Genomic DNA, 19,114 nt, shown 5'->3' on the forward strand with positions numbered 1-19,114 from the left:
TCTTATAAACCTATTTTAAAATTAATACCTCCGGTTAATGATACCGGTTGGTCCGGATCTACTAAATTACTTAAGGAGTTAAAATAAAAATGCACATACATTCGATCTAAAATTGTCATAGCAAGTTGTGGCCCTATATTCCAGTTTCCAAAGCCCGCAATATTTGCATTCATACCTACAAGTAAGTTTTTACTCAAGTAATAATTTAAAGACAATGCATAAAAATGCTTACTAATATCTGAATTTAAATATTGATACTTTATACCAAATTGCACTCGCTCAGGAATTATAAACTGCGACAATCCAAAGGATACTGTAAAGGGCAAAGTACTTTTTACATGATCCAATTCCCTTTCAGAAATAAAACTACTCTTGAGCTCTTCAACATTCTTTATAGCAATCGATACAGAATCTAAAACATTAGAAATAACAACGCCTTCAAAACGATACGCAGTATCAACGATACGCTCCGTAATTCCTTTATTCCATTTAATATAACCAAGACCATTTAAATCCAATGAAACCCGAGTGGATTTAGAAACATCATATCGAATTCCTCCATCTACAATCATTCCTGAACCTGATAATGAAAATAATGCAGTTGCAGCGGGACTTACATCGATAGAAGTTAAACCCAAATTTAAATCCACATACTTCCCTTCATTTGCAGTAAACAAGGAACCTTTATTTGTTTTCAAATCTAATAACCGCTGGCCTCCTGTATATCCTATACTTGCATAAAACGAAAGCGGTCCCGCTTCTTTACTTAGACTAACTTTTAAAAATAAATATTGCAATAATCTAATCTGCAAAGGATCTAAAGAAGCAAACTTGTTTTCAAAAATTTTATTTCCTTTAAATAATAAAACAAAAAGATCTCTATGCGCTTCTGTTTCATAATGCACATGCTCACCTACCTCTAAACCAAAAAAATATTTACTTTTTCCAATTCGTTTTTGATAACTCGCAGCCGTATTAAATATTTCCGCAAACTTTATCTGATCCTTACCAAAATTGGAAATGCATTTATTTTTCTCTTCCTCTGTTATAAAATTACCATTAATATAATCTAACACAAAAGAACCTACGAGTGTATTGTTTGATAAATAATTATCAAGCTTCAAACCAAAAATTCTATCTCTGCTACTAAATCGATCATTAAAATAATCAAATGATTGGCCGCTACCATCAATAGAAACAAAAAGTAATATTGTAGGAATGCAAAGAAATAAAGAGCTTCTAAAATTCATATTCTAAGAACTTAATCAACGGTATAAATAAAATCTGCAGTCATTTGAAAATCAATAGCATAACTATCAAATATTTTAACATGCTGTTCCTGTGGTTTTGAATCCAATGTAACAATGATCAACATCTTCCTGGCATTTAAGAAATGAGTCACTTTGCGATTAACCATAGGGATATCAATTCTCGTTTCCACAGCACTCTCTACTTTACCATTTCCATTGACGAATGCCGCTTGAATGAATTTGCTACCATCTAACAAGGTATCTGTAATTTCATTCAATTCATTTAAAAGATAAAGTTGCACCTTGGTTTCAAGTGGAAAACCATTATTAAAAAAAGCATGCAAGGTCCCACTTTTAATTCCACTAAGATCATTCTTTTGCAGATCCATTAATATCGTATCCGATAAACTCAATGCCGTCGCCTTAATTTCCAACGGAATTTCAAGATTCATATTTAAATTCATATACTCTCCATCATAAATAAAATCACGATGATTGCTTACGTTTCCTAAAGGATTCGTTTGCAATTGTAAGGAATAACTTAATTTATCTGGAAGATTACTGATAAAAGAGGTCATATTAGAATTTAACTCGTTGATCTCAACATGTGTCTGCGTTGCTTCAATTGGTTTAAATCCATTCTGGTCTTTAGCTCTCTCTATTGAAATTGGCTTATCAATTTCACTTCCATTCAATTCAATGATAGTATTCGTTCTATTATTAATCGATTTAAGTTCATTGATTTTTAATTCCATATCCACTCCAATTTTATTATTAATATCAATGCTCAAAGAGGCTTTATCTACTTGTAGTTTTCCGGATTTAATTCGATTAAAAAAATCAAGCTCAACGGTCTTTGGTCCGGCATATAAAATCGTATCATTCAAATATCCACGAGCATATTCCGGTCGCATATCAATAAAGCCAAGTTCAACATAGATGCTATCTTCTGTAGAAAAGGTCTTCATAATTCCTGTACTATCCACAGATGCTTTAACTACGTTAAATGCTACATTAAATGAATCTCCGTTTGCACCCGATAAATCCATCCTATAACCCGCTAAATCATCTTCTCTGATAAATCTTGAAGAGCCCCCTGGTGGTGCTGGCTCCAGAACTTTATAGGCTTCAAGAGGTACGCCATTTTTAATTGCACCTGGCAGTTTATAGGTGAATTTAATAGAATCCTGTAGCGTACTATAAAGTACAATCCTTACTTTTCCTGCAGCAATTCTTGATTCTTTTAATTCAACTGGCAATCCTTTAAGTCTGAAATAATATGCACTGTTTATTAAATTTTGAGCTGGCCAAATAGCAGTTGCTGTTGATGGATGCAAGTCATACACCTTTAATGTTGCTTGAATAGAATTTGAAGTATCAATCAATACCGGTACCCCTTTACTTCCCGGAGAAGACAAGCTGATTAACTGAGCCACCAATTTGCCATTCACTGTCTTACCAGATAAATCAAAGGTCTGACTCACCGTAGTATTTACGGGTATAAGTGGGAAGGATCCGCTAACTACAAGATTTCCATTGTCCTGATTCCTTAATTCAAACTGAGCATTTGTAATATCAATTGGCAAACCATTAAAAAGTGTTAAGTCCAATTTCCCATCCGCCAAGGTCATCGTTGTAAATAATGTATCGGCATTTATACTAACTGGACCCGGTGTAATCGGAGGAATTGCTGGAATAATCTGTGTAGTGCCGTGCAAAAAAAGCAATAATTGCCCTGTTGAACCAGCGTTTCTAGCTAAAGTACCAAGACTAATAGGGTAGTTTACAGTAGAACTATATAAAGATAAGGAATCAATTTTAAAGGTTCTCCGGGCACTCGTATCACTAAAATGAAAAAAAGAATCTATTGCCAGGTCATACAAGCTTTTATTAAAAACTAAATAAACCAAATGACTACTATCACTTCTTAAGTAAGAATTATCAACGATTTGATCAATTCGGAGGCTGGTTTTTACAAGGGGTGTTAAAATCTCTGTATCCCATGCTGATTCCTGAACTTTACAAGAAAGAATAAAGCTCAAAACGATGATCGAATAAAAAACATTTTTAAAAATAGTAACTCTCATATAATTCGTATATTCCTATAAAGGTAGTAAAATGTCAATCGAATATATAAATTGCACATTGCTGGCCATCAAAATAAAATAATGAACTTGACAACCAACGTACAGCGTTTTTTGAACGTATAGGATCTATAATGTACCTATAAAAGATTTAAAATGAAATATACTTCCATCCTATTCCTTTGCCTTTTTACCATAATTAAAAGCTTTTCAGCCTGTGAATTATATGACCTTACAGTAAGTCAATCCGATTGCAATAAAGAAAAGAAATTTTCACTCACTATCAATTTCAAATATAAAGATGTTAGCGAGTGCTTTACAATCAAAGGCAATGGGAAAACATATGGTACTTTTAAATATAATCAATTGCCTATTACATTAAATAATCTGTCAGGAGATTGTAAAACACCTTATGAATTTATAATTAGAGATTGCAAAAATGAGGCTTGTAAATTAGAATATCTATTAGGTCTTGTTTGCTGCGAAGTATCCTGTGAATTTTCAAACTTAAAAATTGAAAAAACAAAATGCGATAGTAATCAACAATTTTGCGCAATCATCAATTTTAACCATACTGGAAATTCAAGTTGCTTTAAATTATTTGGAAACGGAAAAGAATATGGTAAATTCAGTTATTCTCAATTGCCTTTAAAAATATGTGGATTAAAAGGAGACTGTGAAACAGAATACGAATTTGAAGTGAAAGATTGCGAAAACCCAGAATGCTCAACATCGGGCCAATTAGGAATTGTATGCTGTGAAAAAATATGTAAACTCTATGATTTAAAAACAGAAAAAACAGAATGCAATGAGCAAGGTCTATTTTATGTTTATTTAAACTTTAAATACAATGATACCTCTAAGTGTTTTATAGTGAATGTAAATGGAAAAAAATATGGTGTATATAACTATTACCAATTACCCATTAAACTGGGTCCATTTGAAGGAAATTGTAAAACGAATTATGAATTTACTGTTATAGATTGTGAGAATGAAAAATGTCAGGTATCTAAAAACCTTGGTATTGTCTGTTGCGAAACAAAAACTTGTAAATTATCCGAATTAAAAATTACCAAATCAGATTGTGATAAATCGAATAATTTCTTTGTATTTATTAATTTTAAATATTCCGGTACTTCAACTTGTTTTAAATTGAGAGGGAATGGCAAAACTTACGGAACCTTTAATTATTCCCAATTGCCATTGAAAATAGGCCCCCTAAAAGGAGATTGTAAAACACAATATGAATTCCTGATCACAGACTGTGAAAATGAAACATGCAAAATATCTAAAAATATAGGTAAGGTTTGCTGCGAATTTAAAAAAGACAATGAAAAAGAACTATCTGCCATAAAAAATATTAATGGTCTATCGCAATATGAATCTGTTAAAACAGAATATTCAATCCAAAATATTGGATATGATCTAATCCAGAATCAAAAAACAATCATCGTAAGATTTCATGAACCTGAATTAAGTTCATTACAATATTCAATGTATAATTTAGTAGGAAACGAATTTAAAAATACCTACATAAATCAACATGAAAACCTACTAGAAATAAAGACTGAAAATTTAACTGCAGGAATCTATATACTAAAAGTAAAACTTAATTCACAAGTACAACTCATTAAGTTTTTGATTGAATAAATTTAGAATAGAAATAATGATTGGTTTATTCTATTTCACCTTTAAGCTTTTCAGCATTATCAGCAACTTGTAAAGATTCAATAATTTCATCCAAATCTCCATTGACGATATCCGATAAATTATAAAGGGTAAGATTAATCCGGTGATCTGTAATTCTATTTTGAGGGTAATTATAAGTTCGGATTTTATCTGAACGATCTCCAGAACCTACTAATGACCTTCTTTGAGACGCTACTTCCGTTTCATATCGCATGACATTTGCTTCTTGCATTTTCTGAAGCAATCTATTAAATGCAATTTCACGATTTTTGTGTTGACTTCTACTATCTGTAGATTCTGCCACAATGCCAGAAGGAATATGTGTAAATCGCACACCGGATTCCGTTTTATTAACATGCTGTCCGCCTGCACCACTGGAACGAAATGTATCAACACGCAAATCAGCCTTATTTATATTGACCTCTTCCAATTCCATTTTTGGCATTACAACAACTGTAGAAGCAGAGGTATGAACCCTCCCTTGAGCTTCTGTTTTAGGTACTCTTTGAACACGATGTGCCCCAGATTCAAATTTTAATTTACCATAAACATTTTCTCCAGTAACTTCCAATACAATTTTATTATAACCACCTACATTCCCTTCATTCACATCCAATACTTCGTATTTTAAACCATGTGTATCAAAATATCTTGTGTACATTCTATATAAATCACCCGCAAAAATGGAAGCTTCATCACCTCCAGTGCCAGAGCGAATTTCAAAGATCACATCTTTACTATCTTCAGGATCTCTAGGAATTAATAAAACTTTTAAATCTTCTTCTAACGCTTCCAATTCTGGCTTTACTTGATCGTATTCCATTTGCGCTATTTCCATCAAGTCCACATCCGACAACATCGCTTTCGCTTGCTCAAATTCAGTGGTCTTCTTTTTATATACCAGATATACTTCTACAATCTCTTTAAGATCTTTATATTCTTTGCTTATTTTACTATAATCATCCATGTTATTTACCACAGAAGGATCAGACATACGCTCTTCAAGATATTGAAAACGTTCGTAGATGGATTGCAGCTTGTCTAATAACATATATAAATTAAATCAGCCGCAAAGCTAATTCAAATAATAAATAAATTTATTGATAGAATTCGAAACTACAGAATGAAAGGAAATGCTATTGACCTGGATACTTTCTGATTTGGTCTTTAATTTGGTCTGCCAAATGTCCCGTTCTTGTAGATTTGTGAAGGTTCACTCTTAATTTTTCTCTGATATTCTTTTCTTTCAAAAAAGATTGTTGACCAGCAGGATCCTGTTTTAATTGAGAAAGGAATTCTTGTTCGTCCTCTGTATTCAATTGATGGTCAAAATACTGAGCAATCTTTTTTGTAAATGCATTGTAAAAAGAATCTTCCATAATCAATGATTTAATAACGAATAACAAATTACTCTTCTTCCGGAGACGATTTCGATTTATCGCCTCGCTTATCTTTATATCCTATTGAAGAAGCATAGGTTTTTAACTTTTCCTTTAACATATTCCGGGCTCTAAAAAGCCTGGAACGCACAGTACCAATTGGAATTTCCGTTATTTTAGCAATTTCTTCATAACTAAAGCCTTCAATATCACAAAGCCAAATAACCGTCCGGAAATCTTCTTGTAGGGAGTTCAAGGCTATTGAAACCTCGTCACCTATCATATTATCAAAGATCTCCTCTCTTAAATCAAAATAACTACTTATCTGCCCATCCTCTTCTTCCTGATAGACAGCAACCTCATCGTAATCAACTTTAACAGGTTTCTTACTTTCCTTCCTGTATTGGTTGATATAGGCATTTTTCAATATCTTAAACAACCAAGCCTTCGCATTAGTTCCCTCCTCGTACTTATCAATAAAACGAAATGCTTTTAAAAAGGTCTCTTGTACCAGGTCATCTGCATCATCCTCATTGTAAGTAAGGTGAAAAGCAAAACTATGCAAAGCTTCTAAATGGGGCAAAAACTCTTTTTCAAAACGTTCCTGCTCTGGATTCTGATGGGCTGCCATTCAATTAATAAATGCACAAAGTAAATAAAAAAAATTGCCAATAACTTAAAAATTGTACTAATTTTAAATCTAGCTCCAAATTAAAAAATGGAAAAATAAAGCGTTTAATCGCTGTCTATCGAAAAAATAAAATTCCAGAATAGAACCTTCGTTATATAAACAAAATAGTATTAAATCAAAAATATTTACACGGACTAATGTGCTAATAATAAACTTTACAATCATTTTTAAAATGAAAAAAACTCCTATAATTCTCCTTCTCACTTTAATAACTCAAACCATTGCAATCGCAAATATCCATTTAGAACAAGATATAGAGTTAGGAAATGTACACTGGTTAAGAGATATGAATTTAGCTATAGAAAAATCCAAAGCTGAAAAAAAACCTATTTTAATATTATTCCAGGAAGTCCCCGGATGCAGTACTTGTAAGAATTATGGATCAGACATTCTAAGTCATCCATTAATCGTAGAAGCTATTGAAACTTATTTCATTCCTTTATGCATTCACAATAATAAAAGTGGAAAAGATCGACTTGCGCTTGAGTATTTTAATGAACCTAGTTGGAATAATCCAGTAATCCGTGTTGTAAATGATAATTTAAAACCTATAACCGGTAGATTAAGCGGCAACTATAGTGCCTATGGACTGGTAGAAAAAATCATAGCTTCACTGATTACATTAGATATCAAAATTCCTGAATATTTAGTACTCCTTGAAGAACAAACTAAAGCGGAATATTTTGGAATTGAAGAAATTACACTGGGTATGTATTGCTTTTGGTCTGGAGAAAAAACATATGGCAAACTAAAAGGAGTTATCGCTACCAATGCTGGCTATATGAACGGTTCAGAAGTTGTCCAAATTCAATTTAATCCTAACATAATTCCACTTCAAGAGTTATTACACATTGGTAAAATCAACAAAACTGCAGATAAATTATTCTCACAAAATAAAAATGATAAACAATATGATATTCCAATCTACAAACCAGGAATCTTTAAACTGGATCCGGAAACAAAATATTATTTACAACAGACTCCGTATAAATTTATTCCTATGACTCCTTTGCAAGCCACCCGGATAAATAGCCTGCTTTCTGAGGGTAAATCTTGCGAGTTGTTTTTATCGCCAAGACAACGACATCGATATGCTCAAATACTAAAACTGAATAAAACGAATTTAAAAAATCAAATTGGAAAAAATATATCCCTGGCATGGTATGAAAATAAATAAAAAGATACTTTAAATAACAAAAGCCAGGCTTGGCTATCTTTGCACAATACAATATTAAATGGCTACACCACGCACTGTTGCATTTCAAACTCTTGGCTGCAAACTTAATTTTTCAGAAACTTCATCTCTTGGAAAGTTATTTGCAAATGCAGGTTATCAAGAAGTAACATTCGATAGTCCCAGTGATCTATACATTATAAATACCTGTTCAGTTACGGATGAAGCGGATAAAAAATGTAGAAAAGCAGTTCGGACAGCTATCCGCCAAAATGCACAAGCACAAATAATTGTAGTAGGTTGTTATGCACAATTAAAACCAAAAGAAATTGCATCGATACCCGGTGTAAATATGGTATTAGGAGCTTCCGAAAAATTTAAAATTCTCGATTACATCCATAAAAGAGATTTTGACTCCCCGCATGCCGTAATATACTCCAATGAAATATCCAGTTTAAATGAATTTGTTCCAGCGTATTCTATCGATGACAGAACGCGGAGTTTTTTAAAAATTCAAGATGGATGTGATTACAAATGCAGCTTTTGCACTATTCCACTGGCAAGAGGAAAATCAAGAAGTGGAACCGTACAATCCATTGTTGAAACAGCCGAGGAATTGCTTCAGAAAGGCGTTAAAGAAATTGTACTAACAGGTGTTAATATCGGTGATTTTGGAAATGGAACCGATGTTTTAGAAGGAAAAACAGTCAAAAAACAAGCACTTTTTTTAGATTTAATAAAGGCACTTGACAAAATAGAAAAGCCCTGTCGATTTAGAATCTCATCCATCGAACCAAATTTATGTTCATCTGAAATTATTGATTTTGTAGCACAATCAAACCATTTTATGCCGCATTTTCATATGCCGCTACAGTCGGGTGATAATGAAATTCTTTCCTCCATGAGAAGAAGATATAAACGCGAATTATATGAAGAGCGCGTACGTTATATTAAAACCAAAATACCACATGCTTGTATTGGTGCAGATGTTATTGTTGGTTTTCCTGGAGAACAATTAAGACATTTTCAAAACACTTACCAATTTATAAACCAATTAGATATAAGTTACCTTCATGTATTCACCTATTCTGAAAGAAATAATACCGCCGCAATCCATTTTACGGATTCTGTAAATCCGAATGAACGCCATCAAAGGTCACATCAACTTAGAATACTTTCAGAAAAAAAGAAACGTTCATTTTATGAACAATTTGAAAATAGCAGACAAGAAATCTTAGTAGAAAATAAAATTGAAAATGGAAAATTAAGCGGTTTTTCAAAAAATTATTTACGGGTTGAAGTTGAAAATAAACCTGGCTATATAAACCAAACACTTTCTGTTCAACTAGATAAATTAAATCCCGAATTAAGATTTAATGCAAGCATTTTAGAAACGCAAAAACATTAAAATAAAAACCCTGCACTTAGGTAAATATAATCCGATTTATAGCCTAAATTTTTATATAATTCTGACAATCCTTTTTCAAAATTAAAATCTATTACCAAGGGTCCCAAATCTATTCCTGCCCCTATCAAAGCGCCAATTTGAGTATCTGTCATGGTATCATGATCTAAGAAAAAGTCATTATCCTGTATAGAAACCAAGTAACTAAATTGAAAACCACCCAATATCCGAAAAACAAAATTTTCAGTTTTAATTAGCCGAAGTCCTAATTGCGCTGGTACTTTTAAAAAATATGCTGATGGAATCTCACTAAATGGATTTACTACATTTTCTGAATGCAATTTAACTTTATGCAACTCTATTCCAGGTCTAAAATACCATTTATTACTTCCAAAACGACCATTTAAGCCACCATGAAACCCACTAATTAACTCTCCTGAAGGATTTGTGGCCGGATTATCCGTAAATGCCATTGTTAAGCCAACAGAAATTGTTAATCCACTTTGACAATTAACCGGACTTAAAACGGAAAGAAAAACAGATAAGAATAATATTAAGGCTTTCATGAAATTGTAAATTAGAAAAAGACTACTTTTATGCACACAAATATAAAGATAGCATCCGATATATTAAAATATTTTATAATTTGACTATTTCATAATTTTATGTGGCCAGACTTTTCTTACATACTTCATAGTTTAATTGGAACAGATCCAGATAATGCCTTTTCTGTTATTAAAACATTTGGTTTGTTCTTAGGAATTGCATTTATCGCAAGCGCCAGTCTATTACATCTGGAATTTATTAGAAAAGAATCCCAAGGCTTAATAAAAGGGAGACTAGAAAAAATTATAATTTATAAACCCCTTGACTTTCGTGAAATCCTTCTTCAGTCTTTAATTAATTTTATTTTAGCATTTAAAGTTGCGTATATCTTTAATCATTTTGATGCATTCAAAAATGACCCTGCAGCAATACTTTTTTCTACAAAAGGAAATTTTCTTTCTGGTTTGATACTTTTTGTAATAACTGCAATATGGTATTATTATAAAATGACGAAAGAAACAGAAAAAGAAATAATAACAAAAGAAGTATTTATTAATCCGCAGGAACGCGTTACGAATATAACCTTTGTAGCCGCTATCTATGGCCTTATTGGTTCTAAACTTTTTTCTGTTTTAGAAAATTTCAATTCCTTTATTAAAGATCCTATTGGAGAGTTTTTTTCAGGAAGTGGTTTAACTATTTATGGCGGTTTGATACTTGCTTTTATTATGGTTACCAGATATGTCAAATCAAAAGGAATCCGTCCTCTTCATATGATGGATGCGGCAGCTCCATCTCTGATGATAGGCTATTGTGTGGGTCGTATGGGTTGTCATTTTTCAGGCGATGGGGATTGGGGAATCTTAAATGAAACCAGTAAACCAGGCTGGTTTATTTTACCTGATAGTTGGTGGGCCTATTCGTATCCTCATAATGTATTAAATGAAGGTAAAGCAATTGCAAATTGCACCTGGAAATATTGCAATGAATTAGTCCCGAGTGTATATCCAACACCACTTTATGAAATTCTGCTTGCCGGATTCATAACGCTCATTTTATGGAATTTAAGAACCCGCATTCATAGAGCCGGTGTCCTATTTTTTGTATATTGTTTACTGAATGGAATAGAACGGTTTTTTATTGAGTTTATTCGCGTAAATCCTAGATATGATATCGGCGGTTTGCATTTATCACTGTCTCAGTTTATCGCTCTTTCTCTGATTGCAATAGGCATTATAGGCAGTTGGTTTTATTGGAAGAAAAATATTAGAGATTGATATTTTTATGCATTTAAGATGCATCCATTAAACATGCTTAGCCCCTCCCTTTTCTCCCGAAAATTAATTAAATGGTCGCTTGAGAATCCGAGAAATTACCCTTGGATCGGTGAGCAGAATCCTTATAAAATTTGGATTTCTGAAATTATTTTACAACAAACAAGATCCGAACAAGGCAAGTCCTATTATCTAAATTTTATTAAAAAATTTCCAGATATTAAAACCTTAGCAAATGCTTCTGAAGATGAAGTGTTACAGGCTTGGGAAGGATTAGGTTATTATACACGTGCCCGCAATTTACATATTGCAGCTAAAACCATAAATTCGACAAACAATGGACAATTTCCTAAAAATTATGAAACCATAAAATCACTGAAAGGTATTGGTGATTATACCGCAGCAGCAATAAGCAGCTTTGCATACAACCTACCATATCCTGTAATTGATGGAAATGTTATTCGTGTCTTTTCAAGAATTCTCGGAATATTTACAACTATTGAAACTGCATCTGGTAAAAAGTTCTTTACTGAAATCGCAAATAAATACTTACATAAATCCAAAGCTGCTATTTACAATCAAGCCATTATGAATTTTGGAGCGATCCAATGCAAACCTCAAAATCCTCTTTGTGAAACTTGTATCTTTTTAAAAACTTGTTTCGCATATAATAACCAGCAAATTCAAAATTTACCAGCTAAAAAGAAAAAAATTCAAATAAGAAAAAGATTTTTTCATTATTTTATAATTAGAAACAAGAAAGGAGAATTCGCATTACAAAAACGAATTAAAAAAGATATTTGGAAACATTTATATGAACCTCCAATGCTCGAAACCAATAAAAATATAAGTTTAAATTCTATTGAAAAAAATAAGGACTTTATTAACTTATTTGAATCTAATAATATCGTTAAATTCCAATTGGTAGCTAAAAATAAACAGAAACTTAGCCACCAGGAATTGTTTATAAAAATATATATACCTTTAATAGACAAACAAGTATTTAAAATAAAGCCCGGTTTTTCCTTTGTAAAGCCAAAAAACTTGGTCAATTTTGCTTTACCAATGTCAATTGGCTCATTTTTAGAGAAGTTTAATCAAAATAACATATGTTAAATAAAGTTACACTCATCGGTAATCTTGGAAAAGACCCAGAAATTCGGGCTCTCGAAAGTGGCGTAAGCAGGGCAAATTTTACCTTAGCTACAAATGAAAGCTATAAAGACAGAAATGGAGCCTGGCAAAAAAGTACAGAATGGCATGACATTGTAATGTGGAGATCTATGGCCGAAAGAGCTAAAGTTCTTAAAAAAGGAATGTTAGTTTATTTAGAAGGCAAGCTTACACATAGAAAGTGGACCGACAAAGAAGGTAGAGATCATTATTCTACAGAGATCACAGCAGATGTGTTACGAATTTTAGAAAAGAGAGAATACACCGCTGGAGTTGGTTCAAATACAAATTCTCCTTCAGAAGAGAAAAAATATGAAAGCCCAAATATCGAAACTGCAGAATTAGCAGATGACGATCTTCCGTTTTAGTTTAGTTGACTTATCTTGTGTTTCGTGGAATCAGATCCTTATTTACATTCAAGCTTTACCCTACTTAGTAATTTCTTATTATTTATTGTCTGGAACGACTTCTATTATCTTTTAACTTTAGTTTTATTACTTCTTTGTTCGGGTTTGTTTTCAGGTTCTGAGATTGCAATGTTTTCATTAAGTCATGATGATTTAGAAGAAATACAAGAACACGATACTCCACAGATTTCTGCACTTACATACCTTAAAAGTCATACTAAAAGACTGCTTGCATTAATATTAATATGCAATACATTTGTAAATATTGGAATTGCGCTCGTCGTTGAACAAATTTTAGAGCATTGGTTGCCTGTTGAAAAATCTCTAGCGTGGTCTGATCAAATAATTTCCTGGTTTTCAATCTTTAGTTTCTCTCGCGAACAATTAGCTAGTTTTCTATATTTTCTTATCGCTGTGGTTGGGGCAACCACCTTGATCTTGTTTTTTGGAGAAGTCATGCCAAAAATATATGGCCGCTTAAATACTCGAAAATTAGCATTAGCAATGGCAATCCCACTGCGACTTCTTGATTTTGTTTTCAGCCCCTTAACATCCGTTATGGTTGGTATGACAAATCGCTTTGAGAAAAGACTTCTGGAGCGAAAAGTTGGCTTACAATCCACCTCAAAAGAAGATCTTGATACTGCAATAGACCTTGCTGTGAGTGATGATGCAGAATCTGGTAAACAAGTAGATATATTAAAAGGAATTATAAAATTTAATGATGTTTCTACCAAACAAGTCATGACACCCAGAACACAGGTTTATGGACTAGACTTTAATTCATCATTTTCTCAAATCATTACTGTGGTACAGGAAAATGGGTTCTCAAGACTCCCTGTCTATAATGGAGATTTTGATCAGATAACTGGAATTCTATATGCAAAGGATTTAATCGGCCATTTGGATGAAGCCGAAGATTTTGAATGGCAAACTTTGATTCGAACGAATTTATTATACGTGCCTGAATCACGAAAAATAAATGAAATACTAAATGACTTCAGAGAACAACACGTTCACATGGCATTTGTAGTTGATGAATATGGAGGAACAAATGGTATTGTAACATTAGAAGATATCATGGAAGAAATTGTAGGAGAAATTAAAGATGAATTTGATGAACAACATGAATTAAATTATAGTAAAATTGATTCCCATAATTATATTTTTGATGGAAAAACTTTAATCAATGACATGTGTCGGGTACTTGGTATTGATATTTTCAGATTTGATGATGCCCGGGGTAACGCTGATTCTATTGCAGGTCTATTGCTAGAACATTCTGGCGAAATGCCTAGAAAAGATCAGGAGATGACAATTGAAGATCTAAAATTTAAAGTTATTTCCGTCAATAAAAGAAGAATCGAACAAATTAAGATTACTATTTAAATATGGATAATTTCAAACCTAAGAAATATTTCTATTTAGTGTTTATTTCTCTTTTACAAATAAGTGCCTGTAAAGAGATAATTCAAACACCAAAACCAAGAATGTATCCAAAGATTACCTATCCTGAATATACGAAAGTTACATTTGACAATACCTATTGTCCATTCAAATTCGATTTTGTTTCTTACGCTAAAATCATTAAAGACACTTCTTTCTTTGGCGAAAAACCACAAAACGAATGTTGGTTTAATTTAGATTTAGAATGTTTTAATGGAACCATTCATTGTTCCTATTATGAAATTAACCAACCGGAAAAATTAACTAAATATATAAAAGACGCATATAAATTAGCAAGAGAGCACCAAATAAAAGCAAATTATATTGACGAAATTCCAATCTCAAAACCAAATGGAGTAACTGGCATGCTTTACAATTTAGAAGGACCTGCAGCGTCGCCTTTCCAATTTTATTTAACAGACTCCATAAAACATTTCTTCCGCGCTTCATTATACTTTAACGCTCAAACAAAACCTGATTCTATTCAACCTATTGTTGAATTTGTAAAAAAAGATGTAATGAATATAATCAATAGTTTTCAATGGAAAAACTAGAAGCATTAAACATTCCTGTTTAAAACAAATATACATTCAAAAATTTCCAGACAATAAATGCTTTTATTTAATTCGGTATCTCAATCCCAAATTCATCCCAAGAAAAAGATAATTTTGACTAATTGGATTTGATGGATCTGATAATGAACGGACATAATATCTTGCCGAAGGCTCTAACAACAATAAAATTCGCTCATTGTATTTATAATTTAAGCCGATGCTACCGATCACACTCAGACCTGCATTCTTCTTAAATATTGGGGTATTTGCTTCTCCATTATTTGCCAGATCATATACTGTTTTAATATCTGGCTTGTAAATCTTACCAGACTGGCTTGCAGAAATATTTAATCCAATACCACCATTCACAGAAAGTATAAAATCTTTTAAATCTTTTTCATAACCCACTAAAAGTGGAATATCAATAAACTTATAGTGATTATAAATCTTATCCATAATCACAATTTCTTTAATTTCCGTTCTAACGAGATTACCATCTTTGTCTTTAATTTCGATCGTAATTTTTTGTCTTTCCTTTACAAAATCAAAACGCTCTTTATTATTCGAAATACTGATACCTCCACGCAGACTTAATCCATTACTTAAAACATAAGAAGCTCTAAGTCCAACACTATAGGACATAATTGGCTGCTCTGAATTAGCTCTTTCTTCAAGATATTTACTAAGGCTTGGATCCACTGTTTTCAAGGATCTGTTTGCCAATTCTGGTGCATAATAGGCGTCTATAAAGAAATGGTAATTCGTATTTTTATAAACATTACATCCATCTAATAATGCAGGTGATTTTAAGTTTGCGGATTCTTTTGTTTCCGTAGATGCCTGAATTTGCAAATTGTTATAATTTACTTCTTCGTTTACTACAATCCCAGAATCATAAAAGGAACGATCTGAAGAAACAATTAATTTATTGGCATCATCAATCGTATTTTCTGTTGTGGTACTTTGGTTTACAGCAACTGTTGGAACGAAAATATCTGTGTTAAAAGCATCTTTAACTTGATTTGTATTTGGCTTAGAATTATTAACGGATGTGCGATCTAAATTTGAATGCTCAACAGTGTTATTTTTTGTTTTTGAATAATTTATACCATCCAAATTCTTCTGATTGTGCTCTTCCTTTAACAAATTTAAAGAGGCTGTGCCAGCGTTTGTTTCGGCTTCTGTATTAAAAGGTAAATCCTTATTTTCTTGAAGTTGCAAATTGAACTGCTTGCTATATTTGTATAATAAAAAGGCTCCTGCTCCTGTAACCAGAATAACGATCAAGGTGGAAAGGAAAATAGTCCACCAGCTGCCAAAAAGCACTGGTCTTCTTTTTTGATCATCCAGTCTTTTGGCAATATTATCCCAAATATGAGATTCGGCATGCATCTCATAATTGCCTAGTTTCTTCCGGAAAATCTTATCCATCCATTTATTCTGTTCCGATAAATTCATATAATCGTTTTATGATATTTTAACAATTTTTCCTGCAATACCTTTCTTGCTTTCACAAGTTGAGATCGGGAAGTACTTTCTTCTATATTTAATGACTCGCTGATCTCTTTATGGGAATAACCTTCAATAGCATATAAATTGAAGACCATCCTATAACCATCCGGGAGTTCATTTATAATTTTCATCAATTCAATTTCGGCTAAACTGCTCAAAATATCCGGTTCTTCTGTCATTTCCGGTATATCATCACCTGCAAAATATTCGTTTTGAAAACTCTTCCTATGGCAATTTTTAATCGCATTATTGATCATAATTCTTCGAATCCATTGTTCGAATGGACCCTCAAACTTATATTGATCCAGATTTGAATATACTTTTATAAATCCATCCTGGAGTAAATCTTCTGCTTCCATTCTATGCCTGGCATAGCGGCTGCAGACCGCTAACATTTTCCCTGAAAAGCGATCAAACAAATTCTTCTGACTGATACGATCTCCCTGAAGACAACCTTGTATGATCTGTTCTAAATCCACGAGACCATTAGCTTTATATGATGACACCCTCTATAACTAAAACGCTGCTTTTTACTCAATTTATCGACTCAAATCCAAGCCTTTTCTTTAACTAATTGTTTATTTCCAAAAAATGCTCCAAAATATGATTAAAACCATCTGGCTTCTCCATCATTGGAGCATGACCGCAGTTTTCTAGAAAATGGAGTGTTGCATTCGGAATTAACTCATTAAACTTCTCCGCTACAAATGGAGGCGTAATGGTATCGTTTTTACCCCAAATAAGCAATGTTGGAACCTGTATGGTATGTAGTTTATCTCCTAAATTATGACGTATAGCTGATTTTGCGGTTGCTATAACCCGAATTGCCTTTCCCCGGTCATTAACAATATCATATACCTCATCCACGAGCTCCTTTGTGGCTACAGATGGGTCAAAAAAAGTTTCTGCTGTCTTATTCTTAATGAATTCATAGTCCCCTCTTTTCGGAAAGCTACTACCCATACCACTCTCAAATAATCCTGAACTCCCTGTTAATGTGATCGTTTTAATCCGATCAGGATCCGCTAACGCATATAATAAAGCAATATGACCACCAAGGCTATTTCCTAATAAATTGATACTTTGAAGTTCCTTAAATTTGACAAAATCAATAACATGTTCTACCAAACCACTTAAAGAAGCTTGAAATATTGGAAGTTCATAAATTGGCAAAATAGGAACCACCACATTATATTTTTTACTAAAATGACCTAAAATACCTTGAAAATTACTCAAAGCACCAAATAAACCATGTAAAAGAAGCAAGTTTGGTCCATCGGTTTTTGTTTCAATAAATCTAAACTTACCTTGCTCAAGAAGCTGAAAATCCATATTCTATATTAGATAACGACAAAAATAACTTAATTCTTTATAAAAAAAAATGCAAGTTTACAGTTTCAGATTCTTTGACTTATACTGAAGTTGAAAACTAAAATACAATTTCAATAAATACAGAAGCAAAATGATTCCTCCTATTTGATGAAGAGAACCTGACCAAACGGGTATATAACCAACACTATTTACCAAAGTCAAAACACCTAATACTATTTGAAAAAAACATAATAAAATAAGATAAAAAATGGGTCTGCAGGAATAATTCTTATATTTTCTATTAAAAATTATACATAAAATCAATATTAAAATAAAAATAATATACGCGCACATTCTATGAAAAAATTGAATTATAACAGGTCCTGTATGAGACAATTCATATTCTGAAAATAAAAACTGCGTATAAGAAGAAATCCTAAATATTTCTGGAGGAAAAAAATTACCATTTATCGTTGGCCATGTAGGCGCTATTAAAGATGCTTTCATACCAGCCATCACCCCACCCAATAAAATTTGCAGAAGGACTAATATTATAAGTACTCCTAAACTTTTATCTATAATTTTCGGCCTATCTATAATGTTTACCGGATCTTTTAATTTTAGGATTGTAACAAAAAGATAACACAATAATAATACAGCTGCTAAAAGATGAAACGAAAGCTTATACGCATTCACCCAGGGATGATTTACGAATCCACTTGCAACCATTATCCAACCGAGGGATGCTACAAAAACAGCTAATAGAAAAATAACAATCAAATTTTTGTAAAGTGATTTCGGGACCCATTTTTTGTATAAAAAATATGCTAAAGGCAAAACAAAAACAAATCCCATTAAACGTGCCCAAAGTCTATGAAAATATTCCCAAAAGAAAATAAATTTAAACGCTGACAAATCCATCTTATCATTAATTTTAAGATATTGTGGTGTTTGCTTATACAAATCAAAATAATAATTCCACTGTTGCTCAGAAAATGGATACAATACCCCTGTAATTATATCCCAATGTGTAATACTCAAGCCACTTCCAGTTAACCTGGTGATACCTCCTAAAAAAATCTGAAAAATGACCATAATGATCCCAACCCAAAGCCATTTTATAATCAAATCATTTGTTTGTTTCGATTCCATGATGCAAAAATGATCAAAACTTTCTCAAAATTGTATTCCACATAAATTCATACCCATCTATATTCAT

At 32.3% G+C, this 19,114-nt stretch carries 18 protein-coding genes; 8 read left to right on the plus strand and 10 right to left on the minus strand.

Annotation, left to right across the window (positions count from 1 at the left end):
- Nucleotides 1-2: 2 nt before the first annotated feature.
- Nucleotides 3-1,250, minus strand: coding sequence for a hypothetical protein (locus IPO86_02515; GenBank protein ID MBK9726969.1), 1,248 nt, complete (start codon nt 1,248-1,250; stop codon nt 3-5).
- An 11-nt stretch (nt 1,251-1,261) separates the two neighbouring features.
- Entirely contained in the window at nt 1,262-3,337 is a 2,076-nt protein-coding gene (locus tag IPO86_02520) for a hypothetical protein (protein MBK9726970.1), read from the minus strand.
- Nucleotides 3,338-3,490: 153 nt separating this feature from the next.
- Between IPO86_02520 and IPO86_02525 the strand changes: the two genes are divergently transcribed.
- A complete protein-coding gene (locus IPO86_02525; protein MBK9726971.1) occupies nt 3,491-4,984 on the plus strand; it encodes a T9SS type A sorting domain-containing protein in 1,494 nt (497 codons plus the stop codon).
- A gap of 25 nt (nt 4,985-5,009) precedes the next feature.
- On the opposite strand, the gene prfA is transcribed toward IPO86_02525, so the two are convergent.
- The 3 genes from prfA to IPO86_02540 form a co-directional block, all read right to left on the minus strand.
- Nucleotides 5,010-6,074, minus strand: coding sequence for a peptide chain release factor 1 (gene prfA / locus IPO86_02530; protein ID MBK9726972.1), 1,065 nt, complete (start codon nt 6,072-6,074; stop codon nt 5,010-5,012).
- A gap of 85 nt (nt 6,075-6,159) precedes the next feature.
- Complete coding sequence (locus IPO86_02535; GenBank protein ID MBK9726973.1) at nt 6,160-6,402, minus strand: hypothetical protein; 243 nt, start codon at nt 6,400-6,402, stop codon at nt 6,160-6,162.
- Nucleotides 6,403-6,430: 28 nt separating this feature from the next.
- Nucleotides 6,431-7,033: a sigma-70 family RNA polymerase sigma factor gene (locus tag IPO86_02540; protein ID MBK9726974.1), complete on the minus strand. Its 603-nt coding sequence runs from the start codon at nt 7,031-7,033 to the stop codon at nt 6,431-6,433.
- A gap of 232 nt (nt 7,034-7,265) precedes the next feature.
- Here IPO86_02540 and IPO86_02545 point away from each other — a divergent pair, with 232 nt between their 5' ends.
- Complete coding sequence (locus tag IPO86_02545) at nt 7,266-8,270, plus strand: peptide-methionine (S)-S-oxide reductase (protein ID MBK9726975.1); 1,005 nt, start codon at nt 7,266-7,268, stop codon at nt 8,268-8,270.
- A gap of 58 nt (nt 8,271-8,328) precedes the next feature.
- Nucleotides 8,329-9,675 carry a tRNA (N(6)-L-threonylcarbamoyladenosine(37)-C(2))-methylthiotransferase MtaB gene (gene mtaB / locus IPO86_02550; protein MBK9726976.1) on the plus strand — a complete coding sequence of 449 codons (1,347 nt, stop codon included), beginning with the start codon at nt 8,329-8,331 and terminating at the stop codon, nt 9,673-9,675.
- On the opposite strand, the gene IPO86_02555 is transcribed toward mtaB, so the two are convergent.
- Complete coding sequence (locus tag IPO86_02555) at nt 9,672-10,238, minus strand: outer membrane beta-barrel protein (GenBank protein ID MBK9726977.1); 567 nt, start codon at nt 10,236-10,238, stop codon at nt 9,672-9,674. The two genes, mtaB and IPO86_02555, sit on opposite strands and share 4 nt — an antisense overlap.
- Nucleotides 10,239-10,337: 99 nt before the next feature.
- Between IPO86_02555 and IPO86_02560 the strand changes: the two genes are divergently transcribed.
- Genes IPO86_02560 through IPO86_02580 form a run of 5 tightly spaced genes read left to right on the plus strand, consistent with a single transcriptional unit; the run spans nt 10,338 to nt 15,072 of the window.
- Complete coding sequence (locus IPO86_02560; protein ID MBK9726978.1) at nt 10,338-11,495, plus strand: prolipoprotein diacylglyceryl transferase; 1,158 nt, start codon at nt 10,338-10,340, stop codon at nt 11,493-11,495.
- Nucleotides 11,496-11,528: 33 nt separating this feature from the next.
- Entirely contained in the window at nt 11,529-12,608 is a 1,080-nt protein-coding gene (gene mutY / locus IPO86_02565) for an A/G-specific adenine glycosylase (protein ID MBK9726979.1), read from the plus strand.
- Nucleotides 12,602-13,033, plus strand: coding sequence for a single-stranded DNA-binding protein (gene ssb, locus IPO86_02570; protein MBK9726980.1), 432 nt, complete (start codon nt 12,602-12,604; stop codon nt 13,031-13,033). Before mutY ends, ssb begins: the two co-directional genes overlap by 7 nt.
- 24 nt (nt 13,034-13,057) lie before the next feature.
- Nucleotides 13,058-14,461: a gliding motility-associated protein GldE gene (gene gldE, locus IPO86_02575; protein ID MBK9726981.1), complete on the plus strand. Its 1,404-nt coding sequence runs from the start codon at nt 13,058-13,060 to the stop codon at nt 14,459-14,461.
- A gap of 2 nt (nt 14,462-14,463) precedes the next feature.
- On the plus strand, nt 14,464-15,072 hold the full coding sequence (locus IPO86_02580) for a hypothetical protein (GenBank protein ID MBK9726982.1): 609 nt from the start codon (nt 14,464-14,466) through the stop codon (nt 15,070-15,072).
- A gap of 63 nt (nt 15,073-15,135) precedes the next feature.
- Here IPO86_02580 and IPO86_02585 read toward each other — a convergent pair whose 3' ends face one another.
- From IPO86_02585 to IPO86_02600, 4 genes are all read right to left on the minus strand, one after another.
- Nucleotides 15,136-16,530 (minus strand): hypothetical protein, encoded by a 1,395-nt coding sequence (locus IPO86_02585; protein ID MBK9726983.1) that lies wholly within the window; start codon nt 16,528-16,530, stop codon nt 15,136-15,138.
- The gene (locus IPO86_02590; GenBank protein MBK9726984.1) at nt 16,527-17,063 is read right to left on the minus strand and encodes a sigma-70 family RNA polymerase sigma factor; all 537 of its coding nucleotides are present in this window, start codon (nt 17,061-17,063) and stop codon (nt 16,527-16,529) included. Before IPO86_02590 ends, IPO86_02585 begins: the two co-directional genes overlap by 4 nt.
- 91 nt (nt 17,064-17,154) lie before the next feature.
- Entirely contained in the window at nt 17,155-17,916 is a 762-nt protein-coding gene (locus IPO86_02595) for an alpha/beta fold hydrolase (GenBank protein ID MBK9726985.1), read from the minus strand.
- A 57-nt stretch (nt 17,917-17,973) separates the two neighbouring features.
- Complete coding sequence (locus tag IPO86_02600; protein MBK9726986.1) at nt 17,974-19,047, minus strand: COX15/CtaA family protein; 1,074 nt, start codon at nt 19,045-19,047, stop codon at nt 17,974-17,976.
- Nucleotides 19,048-19,114: the final 67 nt, after the last annotated feature.

This window comes from Saprospiraceae bacterium, assembly GCA_016717265.1.
Taxonomy (GTDB): domain Bacteria; phylum Bacteroidota; class Bacteroidia; order Chitinophagales; family Saprospiraceae; genus Vicinibacter.